This is a genomic window from Streptomyces virginiae, from assembly GCF_040638905.1.
GTDB classification, from domain to species: domain Bacteria; phylum Actinomycetota; class Actinomycetes; order Streptomycetales; family Streptomycetaceae; genus Streptomyces; species Streptomyces virginiae_B.
Genome location: NZ_JBEZYV010000007.1, coordinates 266210 through 279390, shown reverse-complemented (window position 1 = coordinate 279390; position 13181 = coordinate 266210). Strand labels below are relative to the sequence as shown.

At 72.7% G+C, this 13181-nt stretch carries 13 protein-coding genes; 7 read left to right on the top strand and 6 right to left on the bottom strand.

Annotated elements, in window-relative coordinates; translation table 11 throughout:
* Positions 1-1117 precede the first annotated feature (1117 nt).
* The 3 genes from AB0F82_RS13525 to AB0F82_RS13515 are packed head-to-tail and all read left to right on the top strand — an operon-like array spanning position 1118 to position 2873.
* Entirely contained in the window at positions 1118-1594 is a 477-nt protein-coding gene (locus tag AB0F82_RS13525; protein ID WP_356815979.1) for a macro domain-containing protein, read from the top strand.
* 12 nt (positions 1595-1606) lie between these two features.
* On the top strand, positions 1607-1876 hold the full coding sequence (locus AB0F82_RS13520) for a hypothetical protein (RefSeq protein WP_362626601.1): 270 nt from the start codon (positions 1607-1609) through the stop codon (positions 1874-1876).
* A gap of 22 nt (positions 1877-1898) precedes the next feature.
* Positions 1899-2873 carry an arylamine N-acetyltransferase family protein gene (locus tag AB0F82_RS13515; RefSeq protein ID WP_362626598.1) on the top strand — a complete coding sequence of 325 codons (975 nt, stop codon included), beginning with the start codon at positions 1899-1901 and terminating at the stop codon, positions 2871-2873.
* A 3-nt stretch (positions 2874-2876) separates the two neighbouring features.
* On the opposite strand, the gene AB0F82_RS13510 is transcribed toward AB0F82_RS13515, so the two are convergent.
* Positions 2877-3335: a nitroreductase/quinone reductase family protein gene (locus AB0F82_RS13510; protein ID WP_356815982.1), complete on the bottom strand. Its 459-nt coding sequence runs from the start codon at positions 3333-3335 to the stop codon at positions 2877-2879.
* Between the two features lie 107 nt (positions 3336-3442).
* On the opposite strand from AB0F82_RS13510, the gene AB0F82_RS13505 reads away from it, so the two are divergent.
* Positions 3443-4432, top strand: coding sequence for a LysR family transcriptional regulator (locus tag AB0F82_RS13505; RefSeq protein ID WP_362626594.1), 990 nt, complete (start codon positions 3443-3445; stop codon positions 4430-4432).
* A 216-nt stretch (positions 4433-4648) separates the two neighbouring features.
* On the opposite strand, the gene AB0F82_RS13500 is transcribed toward AB0F82_RS13505, so the two are convergent.
* Positions 4649-4834: a hypothetical protein gene (locus AB0F82_RS13500; protein WP_356812886.1), complete on the bottom strand. Its 186-nt coding sequence runs from the start codon at positions 4832-4834 to the stop codon at positions 4649-4651.
* 179 nt (positions 4835-5013) lie between these two features.
* On the opposite strand from AB0F82_RS13500, the gene AB0F82_RS13495 reads away from it, so the two are divergent.
* Entirely contained in the window at positions 5014-6369 is a 1356-nt protein-coding gene (locus AB0F82_RS13495; RefSeq protein WP_362626591.1) for a carbohydrate-binding protein, read from the top strand.
* A gap of 70 nt (positions 6370-6439) precedes the next feature.
* Here the strand turns inward: AB0F82_RS13495 and AB0F82_RS13490 are convergent, their stop codons facing one another.
* Genes AB0F82_RS13490 through AB0F82_RS13480 form a run of 3 tightly spaced genes read right to left on the bottom strand, consistent with a single transcriptional unit; the run spans position 6440 to position 10380 of the window.
* Positions 6440-7456, bottom strand: a complete 1017-nt coding sequence (locus tag AB0F82_RS13490) for a YdcF family protein (RefSeq protein WP_356812884.1) — start codon at positions 7454-7456, stop codon at positions 6440-6442.
* A 43-nt stretch (positions 7457-7499) separates the two neighbouring features.
* Positions 7500-9080: an N-acyl-D-amino-acid deacylase family protein gene (locus AB0F82_RS13485; protein WP_362626588.1), complete on the bottom strand. Its 1581-nt coding sequence runs from the start codon at positions 9078-9080 to the stop codon at positions 7500-7502.
* 13 nt (positions 9081-9093) lie between these two features.
* On the bottom strand, positions 9094-10380 hold the full coding sequence (locus AB0F82_RS13480; RefSeq protein WP_362626585.1) for an alanine racemase: 1287 nt from the start codon (positions 10378-10380) through the stop codon (positions 9094-9096).
* Positions 10381-10550: 170 nt separating this feature from the next.
* Between AB0F82_RS13480 and AB0F82_RS13475 the strand changes: the two genes are divergently transcribed.
* Entirely contained in the window at positions 10551-11303 is a 753-nt protein-coding gene (locus AB0F82_RS13475) for an IclR family transcriptional regulator (protein WP_362626582.1), read from the top strand.
* The gene (locus AB0F82_RS13470) at positions 11300-11710 is read left to right on the top strand and encodes a RidA family protein (RefSeq protein ID WP_356812880.1); all 411 of its coding nucleotides are present in this window, start codon (positions 11300-11302) and stop codon (positions 11708-11710) included. The genes AB0F82_RS13475 and AB0F82_RS13470 overlap by 4 nt, the downstream gene beginning before the upstream one ends.
* Before the next feature lie 99 nt (positions 11711-11809).
* Here AB0F82_RS13470 and AB0F82_RS13465 read toward each other — a convergent pair whose 3' ends face one another.
* Complete coding sequence (locus AB0F82_RS13465; RefSeq protein ID WP_356812879.1) at positions 11810-13141, bottom strand: M14 family metallopeptidase; 1332 nt, start codon at positions 13139-13141, stop codon at positions 11810-11812.
* Between the last annotated feature and the right edge of the window lie 40 nt (positions 13142-13181).

The following is a 13181-nucleotide window of genomic DNA, read 5'->3' as shown; positions in this document are numbered from 1 at the left end:
GCCCGGTGCGCGTCAAATCGCTACGCGCTCCTCGACGACGGCGTCCGCGAGCCCCGTGGGCTGGGCATAAGCCGCCCCAAATCGCTACGCGCTCCCGGCGGACGGCGCCTGCGAGCCCCGTGGGCTGGGCATAAGCCGCCTCGGATCGCCACCCGCTTCTCTATCAGGCGTCTGCGATCCGTCTGGGGCTGGTCTCGGGCCGCAGAAACCTTCCTCCACTCTTCACGGACGGCGTCCGGCCCCTGTGTGGGGGAGGAAAGGCGTCAGATGACGGCTGGAGCGATGCCAATCCATGTCTGGGCGGGTGTGTGCCTCAAAGAGCCGTCAATTCGCCCCAATTGCCCCTGTCTGTACCAGCGGCTGGGATCTCATGGTGGTCTTGACGGGGGTTGGGTTCGGCTGAGCCGATGGATCGCCCTTCCGCCCCTCGATATCCCCCCTATCGACCCCATATGAGGGCCGGACGCGGTCGTCGAGAAGCGCGTAGCGATCGATGGCGGCCTATGCCCAACCCAAGGGGCTCGCAGACGCCGCCTCACAGGAGCGCGTAGCGATTTGGGGCGGCTTATGCCCAGCCACAGGGGCTCGCAGACGCCATCTCGCAGGAGTGCGTAGCGATTTGGGGCGGCTTATGCCCAGCCACAGGGGCTCGCAGGCGCCGTCTCGCAGGAGCGCGTAGCGATTCGACGCGCACCCGGCTCCGCCCGCGCATCGCTGGCCGCCCCGTCCCTGAAATCTGGTCCCGGCCCGTTCCTTTGGGGGTTTCCCGGCTGTCCTCGTATTTCCGGGGCGGGACGGTCGGTCAAGGGTGGAGCGCAGCGACATCGCGTAGCGACGCGAGGAACGAGCCCCTTGAGGGGCCGGCACGACACGGAGAGACGATGGGACTGACGGGAAACCCCCAGGACATCCCTGCCACCGCTCCAGCGGCTCCCGACCTCCCGCAGCCTCCCCTCGCCCTTCCTGCTCCGCCCCCGCGGCTCCCCCCCGCGAAGCCTCCCCCCGCCCTGCCGACAGCGCCGTCTGCGCAGCGCAGCAAGTGGCAAGCGGCCACCGGGTGCCGGTAAGCCTCCCTTGCCGGGCGGGCGTTGTCGGTGGGGCGTCGTATCGTCGGGGGGTGAAGTCGCTGCGGATCATCGCGGGGGATGCGACGAGTCCCCAGGCCAAAGGGCCCAAGGTCATTGCTCATGTCTGCAACGACCTCGGGGGGTGGGGGAAGGGGTTCGTGCTGGCCGTTTCGAAGCGGTGGCCCGAGCCGGAGGCTGCGTACCGGGCCTGGCACCGGGGACGCAGCGGCAACGACTTCGGGTTGGGCGCCGTGCAGCTGGTGCGGGTGAAGCCCGACGTGTGGGTGGCCAACATGGTCGGGCAGCGCGGGATGCGGACCGGGAGCGGGGGCCCGCCGATCCGTTACGACGCCCTGGAGCGCTGCCTGGTCGCGCTGGCCGGGCACGCCGTCGAGCTGGGTGCGAGCGTGCACATGCCGAGGATCGGATGCGGGCTGGCGGGCGGGGTCTGGTCGCGCGTCGAGCCGTTGATCAGCGGGGCGCTGTGCGAGCGGGACGTCGAGGTGACCGTCTACGACCGGGGCTGAACCGCTCCGGCCGTGACCGGGGTCGGGTCGGCGCGTTTCTCCCACGTGACGCTCGACGACCTGTACACCAGCATCGTGGCCGAGGAGATCGAATCCCCGGCCGAACCCGAACGCCTGCCCCTCCTCACCCGGGCGGAGGCCGACCTCGTGCTCGCCGTGCTCGACGTCGTCGCGGGTGGCTCCATGGACGACGAGGTGCGGTCCACCGCCCGGGCCCTGCGGTCCCGGCTCGGACCGCGGTTGTGTACGGAAGGGCCGCATTCCGGTTTGACCGCAGGGTAGGCCGAGGTAGGAGGCTGGAGTCATGGACATCCGGTCAGCCGACATCCCCGTAACCGCCCCCCTAACCGCCCCCGTAAGAACCGTCCCTGTCACCGTCCCCAGCCCGACCGACCACCGGCCCGACCGGTGGTCCGGCGGGGTGCTCGACCTCGACGCCTATCTGGCCCGGATCGGGTACGAAGGTCCCCGCGAGCCCACCCTCGCCGTGCTGCGGGACCTCCAGCGGGCCCACACCACCGGCATCCCCTTCGAGAACGTCCACGCCGTCCTCGGCCGGGACCTGCCGCTCGACCTGCCCTCCGTCGAGGCCCGGCTCGTACGGGACCGTCGCGGCGGCTACTGCTTCGAGCACGTGCTCCTCTTCGCGGCCGCCGTCGAACGCCTCGGGTTCCACGTCACCGGCATGATCGGCCGGGTCAGCCTGGGCGCGCCCAAGGTGCTTCCCGCCACGCACGGCCTGCTCGCCGTGACCGCCCGCGACGACGACCGCGAGTGGCTGTGTGACGTCGGCTTCGGGGCCGGTCCGCTCGGGCCGATCGAACTCGCCGACGGCGCCCACGTGGCGTACGACGGCTGGCGGCACCGGCTGGAGCGGCGGCCGGGCGCCCACGGCATCGATCAGTGGTGGCTGTTCCAGACCGCCCCTCGTCCGTCCGGGCCGGACGACGACCCCGGGCGCGCGCCGACGCCCTGGGTCGACCGTCACACCTTCACCCTCACCGCCCAGTACCCGATCGACTACGTCGTCGGCAGCCACTTCGTGGGCACGAACGCGCGCTCCCCGTTCGTCCGCCGGCTCTTCGCGCAGCGCATGACCCCGGCCGCCCACCACAGCCTGGACGACCTGACGCTCGTCACCACCCTCCCCGACGGGTCGAGCGCCACCGAGGAGATCGCCGCGGAGGCGCTGGACGGAACCCTGCGCACGGTGTTCGGGATCGCGCTCAAGGAGGAGGAACTCCGCGAGATCGCCGCCCGACGGGCGGCGGACGCCTGACGGTCAGCGGCCCGGGAGGCGTTCCAGGATCACCAGGGGGATCTCGCGGGGCCGGGCGGCCGACTGGTCGTCCTCGAACGGGGGCCACAGGGCGGTCATCATCTCCCAGTACACCTCCCGTTCCGTCGCGGTCGCGGTGTGCGCCGTCGCCTCGAAAGCGGCGGCGCCCACCTGGAGGCGGACCTCCGGGTGGGCGGTGAGGTTGCGGTACCAGTGGGGGTGGTCCGGGGCGCCGTCGGCGGAGGCCACGACGAGGAAGCGGCCCGCGTCCTCGCCGTAGATCAGCGGGATGCGTACGGTGGTGTTGGTGGTGCGGTCGAGCGTGGTGAGCAGCAGCGTGGGGACGCCGTGCCACAGGTGCCCGTCGGCGCCGGCGGTGCTGACGTAGGCGCGGACGTGGTCGAGCCGTGGGCCGGGTCGCGGGTCCGTGGGGTGGTCCCAGTCGACTTCGAGTGTGTGCATTTACCTGTCCTTAGGGTCGTGGCCCCCTGGCGGCTAACGAGCATTAACGATTCTGGATGCGTACGACCCATAGCGCGCGTCTATAAGTCTGGACCAAGCTCCGTGTCATGGATCTGGAGCTGAGGCATCTCAAGATCGTCAGGGCAGTCGCCGACGCCGGGAGCCTGACCCGCGCCGCCACCGTGCTCGGTCTGGCGCAGCCCGCGCTCAGTGCGCAGCTGAAGCGGGTGGAGCGGGCGCTGGGCGGCACGCTGTTCGTGCGCGGGCGGGAGGGCGTACGGGCCACCGCGCTCGGGGAGCTGGTGCTGGAGCGGGCCAGGGTGCTACTGCCCGCGGTGTGCGAGCTCCAGGAGGAGGCGCAGAGGTTCGCACGGCAGGGGGCGCAGGGCTATCGGCTCGGCGGGACGCACGGCCCGCTGCTCGGCGGGCTCGTGGACCGGCTCGCCGATGAGGAGCCCGGGGTTCCGGTGACTACGTACACCTCCTGGTCGGAGCGGGAGGTCGCCGGGGGCGTGGCCGAGGGGCGCCTGGATTTCGCGCTGGTCGGAGTCTGCGGCGAGAGCGCGCCGCCGGAACCCGGGCGGCTGGCGTGGATGGAAGTGGCGCGCGATGCGGTGCACGTGATGCTGGCCGAGGAGCACCCGCTGGCCCTGGGGCGGGCGCCGTGCGAGGAGGTCGCACTGGCAGAGCTGGCTGCCGAGGCCTGGACGGACGTCCCCGGTGACGGGTGTTTCGGCGACTGCTTCGCCGCGGCGTGCGTGCGGGCGGGATTCACGCCCGCCCGTGTCTACGAGACCGACACGGCCTCCTGCGTGCACCTGGTGCAGGTGGGGCGGGCCGTGGGCCTGTGCCGGGCGACCTTCCCGGCGACCCCGGGGGTGGTCACCCGGCCGCTCGCCGGGACTCCGCTGGTGTGGCGGCACGTGCTCGGATGGCATCCCGCCGCGCGGGTCGCTGCGCGGGCGGTGGAGGTGCTGGGGCATGCGAGGGCGGCCCATGCCGAGGCCCTGGGGCGGGCGGCGGGCGGGGGATCGGCCCTGCGGGCGGCTCCGGTCTCGGGGGTGCTGCGGCCGGCCGCGCCGTGGCCTGCGGCGTAGTGCGGGCGGGCCGGGCAGGCCCGGGCCGTGCGGCGCCGTGGCGGCGGCGCTGCCCCCGGGCTCCCGCGCCTCGAACGTCGGCGGGGCTGGATCGGTGCGGTGCCATGCCCCCGCGCCCCCGCGCCTCGAACGCCGGTGGGCTGGGCTGGTGCGGCGGGACGGCGACGCCCCCGGCGGGGCCGGGGGCGTGGGGGCAGCCTTCGGGCGGTGCCGGGCCTACGGCAGGTAGCGCTCGATGACCTGCGGGCCCTCCTTCTCGATCAACTGGCGGGCCTTCTCGACCCGCTCCGGAGTCGGGTCGTGGCCTGTCGCCATCACGAGGTCCTCGGGGTCGTACGGTCGTTCCCCGCCCGTGAAGAGCCGGTCCGACCGTGTGGGCTGCTCGTCGGGTTCACTGACCATCGCGTACCTCCTACGGTTTCCCTGCCCCCATACTCCGGCCGCCGCCCCATGAACGCACTTCGACCTTCGCGGGGCGACGGGCATACCACCGGGGGAGGGGCCAACCGGCAGCTCCCGCGGGAAGGTTCGGATTTCTACGGTTTCCGCAGACCCCCCACCGGAAACCGAGGAGATCCCCCATGCTCAAGCGACACGCACGCGCGGCGTGTACCGCCCTGGCCGCCGCCGGGCTGCTGCTGGCCGGGACCGGCGGCGCCGTCGCCGACCCGGCCCCCGCCCCCGCGGTGCCCTCCGCCGCCACCACCCTGCGGACCGCCGACGCACCCCCCGAGCTGCTCGCCGCCATGCAGCGCGACCTCGGCCTGACCCCCACGCAGGCCAAGGCCCGTCTCGCACACGAAGCCGAGGCCGGGGCCACCGCTGCCCGCCTCCGGGACCGGCTCGGCGCGGCCTTCGCCGGGGCCTGGGTGGACGGGGCCGACGCCGGCACCCTCACCGTCGCCACCACGCGGGCCGGCGACACCACCGCGATACGGGCCGCCGGGGCCCGGGCGAAGCTGGTCGTCCGTACCCTGGCCGACCTCGACGGCGCCAAGGCGGCACTGGACCGGGCCGCCGGCCCCGCGACCCCCGTCCGCTACGTCGACCCGCGCTCCAACACGCTCGTCGTCGAGGAGACCGACGAGGGTGCGGCCGCCCGGCTGCTTGCCGGGACAGGCACCGACCCTGCCCTGGTCACCGTGATCCGTACGACCCAGGCCCCGCGTCCGCTCTACGACCTGCGCGGCGGGGACGCCTACTACATGAACGGCAGCGGCCGCTGCTCCGTCGGCTTCCCCGTGACCAGGGGGACCGTCAACGGCTTCGCCACCGCCGGGCACTGCGGGCGCGCCGGGACCACCACCACCGGCTTCAACCAGCTCGCCCAGGGCTCCTTCCAGGCCTCGGTCTTCCCCGGCAACGACATGGCCTGGGTCGCCGCGAACACGAACTGGACCTCGACCCCGTACGTGAAGGGCAGCGGCGGCGCGAACGTGCAGGTCGCGGGCTCGGTGCTGCAGCCGGTGGGGGCTTCTGTGTGCCGGTCCGGCTCGACCACCGGATGGCACTGCGGCACGATCCAGCAGCACAACACCAGCGTCACCTACCCCGAGGGCACCATCTCCGGCGTGACCCGTACGACGGTCTGCGCCGAGCCGGGCGACTCCGGCGGCTCCTACATCTCCGGCAGCCAGGCGCAGGGCGTGACCTCGGGCGGCTCCGGCAACTGCTCCAGCGGCGGGACCACCTTCTTCCAGCCGCTGAACCCGATCCTGTCGGCGTACGGGCTGACCCTCAAGCTCGGCGGCGGCGATCCGGGCCCCGGCCCCGGTCCCGGCGAGCCCGAGCCGGGCGGCACCTGGAAGGCGGGCACCGTCTACGCGGCCGGCGCGACCGCCACCCACGGCGGTGCGACCTACCGCTGCATCCAGGGGCACCAGGCCCAGACCGGCTGGGAGCCGCCAAACGTCCCGGCGCTCTGGCAGCGGGTCTGATCGGTTCGGTGACCGGTGCCGTGACTGCCAAGGGGGGAGTCACGGCACCTTCCCCGTGCGCCGCCGCGCGTCAAACAAGGACCGCGGCCAGCGTGCCGAGCGCGCCGAAGACGGTCAGCAGGCCGCAGATGGCCAGGTTCACGGTCCGGTGCTCCCAGAAGACCGCGACGAACTCCCGGATGGTGGCGCTCGGCCAGTAGTACTTCGCGGTGGGGGAGCCCAGCACCTGCCCGTTGACGCCGGTCTTGCGTGCCAGCATCGCGGCCCGGAAGGCGTGGAAGTTGTTGGTGACCACCACGCACCGGTACGCCGGATCGTGCGCCTCCATGATCTCCCGGCTGAAGCGCATGTTCTCCTCGGTCGTGGTGGACCGGTCCTCCAGCACGATGTGGTCAGCCGGCACGCCCTCCGAGATCAGCCAGTCCGCCATCGCCCGGGCCTCCGCGACCTTCTCGTCCGAGCCCTTGCCGCCCGAGACGAGCAGCACCGGCGGCCGGCCGCCGCGGGCCAGCTGGCCCGCGTAGATCTGCTGCCCCTTGCGCAGGCGTGAGGCCAGCAGCGGCGGCACGCGGTCCCCGCCGATGAGGCCCGAGCCCAGCATGACCACGTGGTCGATGTCGCCGCGCACCTTGATCCGGCCGTAGAGGAACGCGTAGCCGAGGAAGCAGAAGAAGACGAAGGAGACGTAGCCGGCGACGACAGTGAGGGTTCCGGCGATGCCGCCCAGGACGGGGGAGCCGACCACGGCGACGAGGACCAGCAACGCGATCAGCGCGAAGATCGCGAGGCCCGCGAGCATCGACAGCAGGTTGGCCGGGCGGAAACCCTCCTTGCGGACCATCGTCATGCCGTTGCGTACGAGGAGGACGCCCAGCGCCAGGATGCCGAACGCGGGCGAGGCGAAGGTGAGGACGGCGACCGTGACGCCCGCCCAGAAGGGCAGTTTGCCCACTTGGAGGAAGAGGGCCGAGAAGGCCGTGAGGAAGGTCAGTCCCAGGAGCACGGCGTTGCTGAAGCGGCGCCGGTCCTGCCGGACGCTTATGCAGAACGCGAGGAAGAGCAGGGCGGCGAGGGCGAAGGCGACCATGGCGCCATCGTAGGTGGCGGATCCACCGCGGACGGCGGCCGGTTCACCGGGGGTCGGCGCCGGTCCGGCGCACCGAACGTCCGGCCAGCACCTGGGTCCTGCGCCCCTCGCGCATCACGAACCGTCCGCCGATCAGGACGTGCGGGATCCCGGTGGGCAGCGTGCGGGGCCGCTCGTACGTGGAGCCGGCCGCGACCGTGTCCGGGTCGAAGAGGACGAGGTCGGCGCGGTGGCCCACGCGGACCAGGCCGCGGTCGGGCAGACGCAGCCGCGCGGCGGGGCGGCCGGACAGGTGCGCGACGCACTCCTCCAGGGAGAGCAGCCCGAGTTCGCGGACGTAGTGGCCCAGGTAGTACGGGAAGGTGCCGTACGCCCGCGGGTGGGGTTTCGCGCCCTGGAGGATGCCGTCGGAGCCGCCGGTGTGCGCGCGGTGGCGCATGATCGTCCGGACGTTCTCCTCGTGGCCGACGTGCTGGAGGATGGTCGGCGCGAGCCGGTCGCCGATCAGCAGCCGGCGGGCGGTGTCCCAGCCGTCCACGCGGGTGCCGACGTGAGCGGAGTACGCGGGATCGGCGACGCCCGAGACCTCGATCGTCGACCAGTCGACGGGGACCCCGTGGCAGCCGTCGGCGCCCTCGTTCTCCAGCGCGTGGCGGATCCGCGCGGCCTGGTCGTCGTCGCGCAGCCGGGCGAGGACCGCCTCCGGGCCGCCCGCGTTCGCCCAACTGGGCAGCAGCGCCACGAGGGTGGTGCAGCCGGGGGTGTAGGGGTAGCTGTCCAGGGTGATGTCGGCGCCCGCGTCCAGGGCCGCGTCGAGGAGGGCGAGGAGTTCGGGGGCGCGGCCCTCGTTCTCGCCGAAGTTCATGGTGGCGTGCGCGAGGTGCAGGGCGCAGCCGGCCTCCCGGGTCAGGTCGACCATCTCCGCGTAGGCGGCGAGGGCGCCGCGGCCGTAACTGCGGTGGTGGGGGCAGTAGTAGCCGCCGTGGCGGGCCACCACGCGGCACAGTTCGGCCAGTTCGGAGCCGGAGGCGTACATGCCGGGGGTGTAGGTGAGCCCGGAGGACATGCCGACGGCGCCCTGGGCGAGGCCGTCGGTGACGAGGGCGCGCATCCGGTCCAGTTCGGCCGCGGTCGCCGGGCGGTCGTCCCAGCCGACGACGTGGGCGCGGACCGTGCCCTGGGGGACGAGGTAGGCGGCGTTGACCGCGACGCCCTCGCCGCCGAAGCCGCGGTCCAGCCGGTCGAGGTACTCGCCGACGGTGCGCCAGTCGAAGTCGATGTCGTCGCCGGGGCCGTTCCAGCCGGCGATGGCGGCCCGTACCGCGTCGAGGGTGCGGTCGTCGACGGGCGCGTAGGACAGGCCGTCCTGGCCGAGGACTTCGAGGGTGACGCCCTGGGCGGCCTTCGCACTGTGGTCCGGGTCGCGGAGCAGGGCGAGGTCGCTGTGGGCGTGCATGTCGACGAAGCCGGGGGCCAGGACGAGACCGTGCGCGTCGAGGGTCTCGCGGCCCCCGGACAGCCTGCCGACGGCGGCGATCCGGCCCTCGTGGACGCCGACGTCCGCGGTGTACGAGGGGCCGCCCGTGCCGTCGACGACACGGGCGCCCCGCAGGACCAGGTCCACGGCCGGGCCGGCCCTAGAAGAAGGTGCGGACGAAGTCGGTGACGGTGCCGTCGGCCTCCACGACCGGGATCAGCGGCCACTTCTCGAAGATCGTGCACGGGTGGGACATGCCGAGGGCCACCCAGTCGCCGACCTGGACGTCGTCGGCCGATCCGGTCTCCAGCCAGGCGTGCTGGTCGGACAGCTTCACGACGCGGATGCCCGTGGCGGGCCGCTCCTCGCCGGTGAGCGGGTCACGGACCAGTTCGGCCTCGGGCAGGCCCAGGTCGTAGGCGATGTCGCGCTTGCCCGCGTTGACGAAGGCCTGGGTGGGGGAGGGTCGGGAGACGATCTGGGTCCACAGGCGGAACGCCGGGCGCAGGCCGCCCTCCTCGGGGTGGCGGTTGAAGGGGGTCAGGCGGGTGTACCAGCCGTGGTCGTGGGAGACGTACGCGCCCGAGCGGAGCAGCTTGAGGACCGGCCGGGAGAGCTCAGGGAGCTCGGCGAAGACATCGGCGACGGCGTCGAACCAGGCGGAGCCGCCGGCGCTGACGACGATCTCGTCGAGGTCGGCCGCGAACCGGCCCGCCTTGTCGAACTCGACGGCGAGGGCGGTCAGCCGTCGCAGGTACGCGTGGACGCGCGCGGGGTCGGCTTCGGGCACCTCGGCCTCGTAGCCGCCCATGCCGACCAGGCGCAGGGTGGTGGTGGCGGCGACCGCGTCGGCGACGGCCCGGCAGTCCTCGTCGGTACGGGCACCGGTACGGGCGCCCTCGCCGGCGCCGAGCTCGACGACGACGTCGATGCGGGCGGGCGCGTCGCGCAGGGCCCGGTCCATGAGCTGGACGCCGCGCACGGAGTCGACGTAGCAGACGAAGCGGAAGCCGGGGTCGGCGGCGAGTTCGCCGGCCACCCAGCGCAGCGCGGCCGCGTCGACGAGCTCGTTGGCGAGGAAGATCCGCCGGATGCCGAAGGCGCGGTAGACGCGGGCCTGGTGGGGGACCGCGGCGGTGATGCCCCACGCGCCGTGGTCCAGCTGGCGGCGGAAGAGCTGCGGGGACATGCAGGTCTTGCCGTGCGGGGCGAAGGCGAGGTCGTGGCGGGCGGCGTAAGTACCGAGGGCGGCGAGGTTGTGCTCCAGTGCGTCCGCGTCGAGGGTCAGGACCGGGGTGGTGAACCCGCCGGTGTGCAGGTCGCGGCGCTGGGCGGCGAGCTGTCCGACAGTGAGGCCGTCCGCCTGGGCGTCCGGGGGCAGTCCCTTGAACCGGTGGTCGACCGGCTCGTCGGCGAGGTCCTTGACGGGGTCGCTGGCGCTGGCCATGCGGATGCCTCCCGGGTGTGTTGCGTTGGCTGCAACGGTCGTTGCGTGTACCACTGCGTGCTGTCTAACATCTCCGGTGACGGCCGGTCAACGTGCGGGGCCGTCGCGGGGCTCCGCCCCCGGACCTGCGCGCCTCACACGCAGGCGGGCCTGAATCCGGAGGACGAGGTATGAGCCAGTCGGTGGAGCGGGCACTCGCGGTCCTGCCGCTGCTCGCGAAGGGACCCGCCGGGCTCGGCGACGTCGCCGACGACCTGGGCGTGCACAAGAGCACCGCGCTGCGCCTGCTGCGCACCCTGAACGAGCGCGGGTTCGTCTACCGACGGCCCGACGGCCGCTACCGCCTCGGCGCGCAGCTCTTCGCGCTCGCCGCCGAGGCCATCGAGAACCTCGACGTCCGCGAGGTCGCCCGTCCCCACCTGGCCGAGCTGAACCAGGCCACCGGGCACACCGTGCACCTCGCCCTGCACCAGGACGACGAGGTCGTGTACGTCGACAAGGTCGACAGCCGCTACCCGGTGCGCATGTACTCCCGCATCGGCAGGCCCGTGCCCCTCACCGTCGCCGCCGTCGCCAAGCTGCTCCTCGCCGACCTGCCCGAGGGCGAACGCCGGGCTCTCGCCCACCGCATCGAGTACCCCCGCTACACCGCCCGCTCCACCCCGGACGCCGAGGCCTTCCTCCGCGAACTGGACCTCGTACGGGAGCAGGGCTGGGCCACCGACCTCGGCGGCCACGAGGAGTCGATCAACTGCCTGGGCGCGCCCGTGCGGGGGCCCGACGGGCGGGTCGTCGCCGCGCTGTCCGTCTCCGCGCCCGGCGTGGTCGTCCCGGCGGAGGGGCTGCTCGAACTGCTGCCGCAGGTACTGCGCACCGCCGGTGCCATCAGCCAGGAATATTCAGGAGTACAGGAGACAGCGTGACCGAGAAGACCGCCATCACCCCCGCCACCCACACCGTCCCGCCCGCGAAGTTCTCGCACGGGGTGCGCAAGGGGAACATCCTGCAGGTGGCCGGGCAGGTCGGGTTCCTGCCGCACGTGGAGGGCCGACCGCCGACGCCGGCCGGGCCGACGCTGCGCGAGCAGACCCTCCAGACGCTGGAGAACGTCCGCTCCGTGCTGGAGGCGGGCGGCGCGGGCTGGGACGACGTGATGATGATCCGCGTCTACCTCACCGACACGGCGCACTTCGCCGAGATGAACGACCTGTACAACGCCTACTTCGAGGAGCAGGGGCTGCAGGAGGTCCCGGCCGCCCGCACCACCGTGTACGTGGGCCTGCCGGCCGGGCTGCTCATCGAGGTCGACGCCCTCGCCGTCCTGGGCTGACGTCCCGCGCGCACGGGGACAGGGGCCGACGCCCCGCCGCAGGGGAAGGGACGCCCCCTGGCGGCGGGGCGCCCCCGGTTCAGGTGCCCGCGTGCCCCGCTATGAGCAGTACTGGGCTTCCTTGCCGATCGAGCGGTACATGCAGTCCGCGTTCTCCAGGAGCTGGAGCACCGCGTCCTTGTTGCGGGCGGTCTCGCGGTCGATCACCTCGTCCGGCGGGTAGAAACCGCCGCCGCCGCTCTCCGGGTACATCTCGAAGGTGTAGGAGAAGATCTTCTGGTTGCCCCACAGCCAGTCGTCGATCGTCCCGTCCGTGATGTACAGGTCGCTCGACTGCTCCGGCGTGTAGCCGTTGCTGGCCGCCATGCTCGTGCCGATCTTCTTGTAGACGGCGAGGTCGTCGGCGGTCAGGCCCGGGGCGGTGTCGTTGTAGGTGTAGCCGAAGGGCCACAGCACGAGCTCGCTGTAGGTGTGGAAGTCGATCGCGGCCTTGATCTGCTGCTTGCCGCCGACGACCCGGCTGCGCACGAAGTCCGAGACGACCTTCACCTCGGGCGCGGACTCGGCGGCCGCGCCTCGGTAGGTCTCGGAGCTCTTGCTGCTGCTGGAGCCGCCGCAGCAGCCCCACTTGTAGTTCCAGTTCCGGTTCTCGTCGGTGCCGACGTAGGAGGATCCGGAGTTGGGCTGCCGGTTCTTGCGCCAGGAGCGGTAGGAGCCGGTGGCGATGTCGTACTCGCCGCCGTCCGGGTTGAGGTCCGGGACGATCCAGATCTCCCGGCCGTTGACGGCGTTCGTGACGCGGGAGTCGGTGCCGTACTTGGAGGTGAACTCCTTGAGCAGGTAGAGCGCCATCTCGACGGTCAGGTGCTCGCGGGCGTGCTGGTGCGCGGTGAAGAGCACCTCGGGCTCGGACTCGTCCGCCGCGACGTTGTCGCTGATCTTGATGGCGAGGAGGTCCCGTCCCTGGTACGACTTGCCGATCACCCGCTTGGAGGCGATCGCCGGGTACTGCGCGACGAGCTGGTTGATCTCGGCGGTCGCCTCGGCGTAGTTGTGGTACTTGGAGTCCGCCGAGGGGAAGTCCATCGGGCTCGCGGCGATGCCGGGCAGCGAGCGGTCCGGGGGCCCGGGCAGGGCGGTCAGCTTGTAGCCGAGCTCCTTGAGCTTCCTGGCCTGCATGGTGTCGGCGCTGACCACCACGGTGTGGTCGTCCACCTCGTCGATCGAGACGCCCGTACGGAGCAGGGCGGTGCGGTCGGCGACGGTGGAGGGGCCGTGGATCCGGTACTGGACGATGGCCTCGTCCTGGGTGGCGGTGGACGGGCTGGGCGGTGGCGCTGCCGTCGCGCTCATGCCGTAGGCGGGTGCGCCCAGCGCGAGCGCCAGCAGGGCCGCCGTCAGGCCGGCCCTCCGGCGGGTATGGAGCCGCATGCGTTCTCCTGGGTGGGGAGTGTGGGGGTAGCCGTGCGGA

Bases quoted from the DNA above. Each gene is read 5' to 3' on its own strand.
- AB0F82_RS13515 (WP_362626598.1), top strand. From the start codon at position 1,899: ATGGACATCCGGTCAGCCGACATCCCCGTAACCGCCCCCCTAACCGCC.
- AB0F82_RS13510 (WP_356815982.1), bottom strand. From the start codon at position 3,335: ATGCACACACTCGAAGTCGACTGGGACCACCCCACGGACCCGCGACCC.
- AB0F82_RS13505 (WP_362626594.1), top strand. From the start codon at position 3,443: ATGGATCTGGAGCTGAGGCATCTCAAGATCGTCAGGGCAGTCGCCGAC.
- AB0F82_RS13500 (WP_356812886.1), bottom strand. From the start codon at position 4,834: ATGGTCAGTGAACCCGACGAGCAGCCCACACGGTCGGACCGGCTCTTC.
- AB0F82_RS13495 (WP_362626591.1), top strand. From the start codon at position 5,014: ATGCTCAAGCGACACGCACGCGCGGCGTGTACCGCCCTGGCCGCCGCC.
- AB0F82_RS13490 (WP_356812884.1), bottom strand. From the start codon at position 7,456: ATGGTCGCCTTCGCCCTCGCCGCCCTGCTCTTCCTCGCGTTCTGCATA.
- AB0F82_RS13480 (WP_362626585.1), bottom strand. From the start codon at position 10,380: ATGGCCAGCGCCAGCGACCCCGTCAAGGACCTCGCCGACGAGCCGGTC.
- AB0F82_RS13475 (WP_362626582.1), top strand. From the start codon at position 10,551: ATGAGCCAGTCGGTGGAGCGGGCACTCGCGGTCCTGCCGCTGCTCGCG.
- AB0F82_RS13465 (WP_356812879.1), bottom strand. From the start codon at position 13,141: ATGCGGCTCCATACCCGCCGGAGGGCCGGCCTGACGGCGGCCCTGCTG.